The organism is Streptomyces sp. 13-12-16, assembly GCF_002114215.1.
Taxonomy (GTDB): Bacteria; Actinomycetota; Actinomycetes; order Streptomycetales; family Streptomycetaceae; genus Streptomyces.
This window is the reverse complement of the sequence record NZ_NCTE01001305.1, coordinates 4,742-8,541: the sequence shown is the minus strand read 5'-3', so window position 1 is coordinate 8,541 and position 3,800 is coordinate 4,742. Positions and strand designations below refer to the sequence as shown.

Annotated in this window: 3 protein-coding genes; 2 read left to right on the top strand and 1 reads right to left on the bottom strand. The window is 72.8% G+C overall.

The features are described 5' to 3' along the window. Positions 1-892, bottom strand: an 892-nt coding sequence (locus tag B7767_RS40210; RefSeq protein WP_085576234.1) for a LysR family transcriptional regulator, incomplete at its 3' end; no start/stop codon positions are given. A gap of 133 nt (positions 893-1,025) precedes the next feature. On the opposite strand from B7767_RS40210, the gene B7767_RS40205 reads away from it, so the two are divergent. Next, positions 1,026-2,270: an MFS transporter gene (locus B7767_RS40205; protein ID WP_085576233.1), complete on the top strand. Its 1,245-nt coding sequence runs from the start codon at positions 1,026-1,028 to the stop codon at positions 2,268-2,270. Between the two features lie 174 nt (positions 2,271-2,444). Further along, on the top strand, positions 2,445-3,800 hold a 1,356-nt coding region (locus B7767_RS40200; protein ID WP_179167510.1), incomplete at its 3' end, for a hypothetical protein.

The following is a 3,800-nucleotide window of genomic DNA, read 5'->3' as shown; positions in this document are numbered from 1 at the left end:
CGTGGCCCGCCGGTGCGGCGGTGAGATGGGCGCGGAGCACGGCCAGCGCGGGGTGGGGGTTGTCGCGGTGCCAGAGGAGGGAGTGCGGGTAGACGGGGGTCGGGTCGGTGACCGGGATGCGGCGCAGGTCGTGGCCGGCGGGCCAGACGAGGCGGGTCTGCTCGCTCATGAGGGTGGCGAGGGCCGGGGTGTCGGCGACGGTGTCGAGGAGCGCGTCGGAGCCGAAGTTGGGGCCGGTGGCTTCGATGGTGAGGCCGAACTCGGCGACGAGGTCGTCGTAGTAGGCAGCCCACTCGGTGCCGGGGACGATGCCGGGCATCCAGATCCGGTGCCCGGGGAGCTGTGCGAGGGTCACCGACCGGGCGCCCGCCAGTGCGTGGCCGGGACCGGTGAGGAGCTGGAGCGGCTCGTCGAGCACCCGGACCGACTCGATGTCCTCGGGAAGGGGCCGACCGGGCATGGCGACGGCACGGAAGGAGGCGTCGATCGTCCCGGACCGGAGGGCGGCGACGGCCGTCTCGATGCCGAACAGCCACACCACGTCGAGATCGACCTCGGGACGGGCGCGGTGGAAGGCGCGCATCAGACCCGACGGCGCGCTGCGCGAGGCGATCACGTCGACGCGCAGCGGACGGCGGCCGGGGCGCACGGATGTCCGCGCGCGCTCGGCGACGCGCAGCAGTTCGCGTGCGTGGGGCAGGAACGCCTGCCCGTCGATGCTGAGCCGGGCGCCGCGGGCGGTGCGGGTGAACAGCCGCACGCCGAGGTCGCGTTCCAGCGCGGCGATGCGCTTGGACACGGCCTGCTGGGTGACCGCCAGCTCGGCGGCAGCCTCCTGGAACCGTCCCGCGTCCGCGGCGGCGACGAAGGTCCGTACGGCGTCGAGGTCCACGCCGACACCCTAAGGTCACAACCAGTGGTTGTGACCCGCGCCCCTCCGGTTGTTTGATCCCTGGCCACAGCCCTCGCTTGGATGCTTCCGATCGCGGATCGGTTGTGCGGGTGAAGGGCGAGGGGGACCGGGCATGAGGAGCGGACAGCGGCTGGGGCGGCAGTTCGGATGGTTCTGGGCGGCGTACGGGACCAGCGCGCTCGGCACGTGGCTCGCCTTCGGCGCGTTCCCGCTGATCGCCGTCCAGGTGCTGCACGCCGGACCGGCCGAGGTCGCCGCGCTGTCCTCCGTGGGGGCCGCGGTGGGCGCGGCCGTGGCCGTGCCGCTCGGCCCGTGGGTGGAGTTCCGCCGCAAGCGGCAGGTGCTGATCGCGACGGACCTGACGCGGTTCGCGGCGCTGCTGACGGTTCCCTCCGCGTTCGCGCTCGGCGCGCTCACCTTCCTCCAGCTCCTGCTGGTCTCGGTCGTCGTCGCGGCGGCCGACATCACCTTCCGCGCCGCCTCCGGCGCCTACCTGAAGAACCTGCTGCCGGCCGAGGACCTGCTCGTCGCCAACGCCCGCTTCGAGTCCACGGCCTGGACGATCACGGTCGTCGGGCCGCCGCTGGGCGGCGCGGCGACCGGGCTGCTCGGTCCGGCGGCGACGGTGGTGGCCGACGCGGTCAGCCACCTGCTCTCGGCCCTGGGCATCCGCGCGACGGGCGGGCACGAGCCGCGGCCCGAGCGCCGGGAGGCCGCTCGCATGCGCGCCGGGGACCTGCTCGACGGCTGGCGGTACATCCTCTCCGACACGGCCCTGCGTCCACTGTTCTTCAACACCGCCCTGTTCAACGGCCTGGTGATGGCCACCCAACCGCTGCTGGCCGTCCAGATGCTCGGACAGCTGGGGTTCGCACCGTGGCAGTACGGCCTCGCCTTCGCCGCGCCCTCGATCGGCGGGCTGCTCGGATCGAGGCTGGCCCGGCCGCTCGCCACCCGGTTCGGGCAGCACCAGGTCCTGGTCGCGGCCGGGGCGCTGCGTGCCGTCTGGCCCATCGGCCTGGCCTTCCTGGGGCCGGGCACCGGCGGACTGCTGCTGGTGATCGGCGTCGAGTTCGGGCTCATCCTCTGCTGCGGGGTCTTCAACCCCGTCCACGCCACCTACCGTCTCCAGCGCATCGCGACCGACCGGGTCACCCGCACACTGACCGCCTGGGCGGTGACGACCAAGGCCACGACCGCACTCCTGACGGCCCTGTGGGGCGTACTGGGCAGCCTGCTCGGCCCGCACGCGGCCATCGGGCTGGCCGGAGTGTTCCTGCTGGCGACGCCGCTGCTGCTGCGCCGCCGAGAGGAAGCCCTTCCCGCCGAGCCGAAGCCGGCACGGAAGCGAGCCTGACGGGCCGTCACGCCCCTTGCGCGATCGGGGCGCGCCGGCCGGCCGGGTGCGTCCGAGCCCGCCTCCGCGGGAAAGGGCCGGCGCCTTCCCCGCGGGCGCCCCACGGAAACAGGCGCGCCCGTGGGCAACTTTCTGGGCACCCCGTGCATCGAACTACGCATGAAGTCCAAGCGCATGGTGTTAGGAGCGGTGCTGACCGCCGTGGTGCTCGCCCTGGCACCCGGTACGACCGCTGTCGCCGCCGACCCGTCCCCTCTGCCGACGCAGGCGTACGCGACGATCAGTGCCGACAAGCAGATCAACGTGGGAAAGGCGGCCCAGCCGGTCCATGTGGGCTGGGGATTCCAGGACGGCGGGGCGCAGGTTCCCGTCCCCACCGACGAGACGCTCGTCATCGACGCGCGTGGTCTGGCGGGCATCGCGAGCGTCTCGGTCGACGACCCGAGGTGCGAGGCCGACGGGCGGGTCCTCACCTGCGTCAACAAGGAATCCTCGCAGAGCCGGTCGGTCGACTTCACCCTGCGCGCGGCCACGGGTGCGACACCCGGCGACACCGGCACGGTCGAGTACGCCGTCACCGCCGAGCACGGGACCGGTGCCACCGCGACGGCGAAGGTGGTCGTCGGCGGACCGAACCTGGTGGTCGGCAAGGTGCCGGACACGACGCACGTCGCCGTCGGGTCCCGGATCGACGTCCCGCTCCGGCTCCGCAACACCGGTGATCTGGCCACGGACCGGCGCATCCAGCTGCGCTGGGCATCGGAGGGCGGTCTGCTCTTCGACCACAAGTTCTCCAACTGCACCTACGACGAGGACTTCGATCCCGAACCGGCCGGCCGGACGACCGTCACCTGCGTCGTCACCGAGCCCGTGGCCGTGGGGGCCACCGTGGAGCTGAGCAGCCCCCTCACCGCCAAGGTCGGCAAGCGGGTCCTGACCAACGTGGTCGACTACTCGGTCAGCCTGCTGGAGCCGGGCCGGGAACCCACCACCGGCGGCGTCGGCAGGCACCAGGGCACCGGGCCCGCACTCCGCCTGGTGCCGGCGTCCGGGGCGGAAGGCGCGTTCGAGAAGGGTGCCGAGGGCCGGTTCACCGTCGCGGCCGACAACTCCGCGGATTTCGCGGCCGCCGTCGAGGTCGATCAGGACCGGTGGACTCTGGACTTCAGGGCCGTGAACCACGGACCGGCCTCCGTGTACGTGGTCGACAAGAAGCCCGTCGTCGTGGTCGACGTCGCCCTGCCCAAGGGCATGGTCGGGTCCCGCAACATCTACGAGGAGGGGGAGGACAGGCCTTACGGCGAATGCCTGCTCCGGGTCAGCGCCACCGAGACGGCGCCGTTCGAGGCCGGTCACCGGCGTTACGTCTGCCCCGTGCCGTTCGACCTCGCTCCCGAAAAGAGCCAACTGTTCATCCTGCGGGTGAAACTGACCGAGGACTACGACGGCGCCGAGGGCACGGCGACCGTACGCCCCGGCCCGGCCGGCGTCCCCCTGCACGACCCGGACGCCTCCAACGACAGCGTCACC

Bases quoted from the DNA above. Each gene is read 5' to 3' on its own strand.
- B7767_RS40205 (WP_085576233.1), top strand. From the start codon at position 1,026: ATGAGGAGCGGACAGCGGCTGGGGCGGCAGTTCGGATGGTTCTGGGCG.